General features: G+C 39.3%; 1 protein-coding gene. It reads right to left on the bottom strand.

Annotated features, from left to right (window positions below):
* On the bottom strand, positions 1 to 737 hold a 737-nt coding region (locus HMPREF2918_RS11620; RefSeq protein ID WP_305366775.1), incomplete at both ends, for a Spy0128 family protein.

Here is a 737-nt window from a genome sequence, read left to right as displayed (position 1 = left end):
AATTTAGTTGTATCCAACCATACTTGGTAGTAAAGTTTTTGGCCACGTTCAACTGGTTTCGTATTCAAGTTTTCATCTTCGTTGTTGGTAGTTGTATCGACATATGGGTTTGTATTTGTTTCACCATATTTATCTGTCAATTCAGAATCGTCATCAACGAGCTTAGTACCTGTGATATCGAATTTCGCTTTAGAAACAACGTATTTCTCTGGTTGGAACTTAGGTTCTTCCGGAGGAGTTACCTTGTTGTTGAATTCTTTATCGGCAGGTTCTGTCACGTTTGTGATCAAGGCTTTCGCTGTACCGTCATGAGACACAGTAACGGTTACAACTGCAGACATTTCATCATAAGTGACAGTTGAGTCTGTACCCTTAACCTCTGTTACAGTGTAAGTGTAAGTACCTTCTTGACCCTTCTGGTATTTAAGGGCAGTGACAGTTTTACCAGCTTTATTTGTGTAATCAACTGGAGTGAACTTGAAGTTACCAGCTGCATCGTTGGTTGCAGTCGCAATCACAACATTGTCGCTGTCTTTCAACTCGAATGTGAATTCGTTAGCTTTCAGTTCACGGCCTTCCAATTTCTTAGTGAAGTTAAATTCTACTGAGATTGGAACATTGTTGACACGTTTTTCAGTTGGTTTTTCAGGTTTTTCAACTTTCTTAGTAGTTGGGTTGTAATAGTTTACAACTTGAGCTGCAGTATTTTCGATATCTGCACCAGCTACAACATCGTC

The sequence above is a fragment of the Streptococcus sp. HMSC065C01 genome, from assembly GCF_001813525.1.
Lineage (GTDB): Bacteria > Bacillota > Bacilli > Lactobacillales > Streptococcaceae > Streptococcus > Streptococcus parasanguinis_V.
The sequence above is the reverse complement of the archived record's forward strand: the minus strand, read 5'-3'. Positions and strand labels throughout refer to the sequence as shown.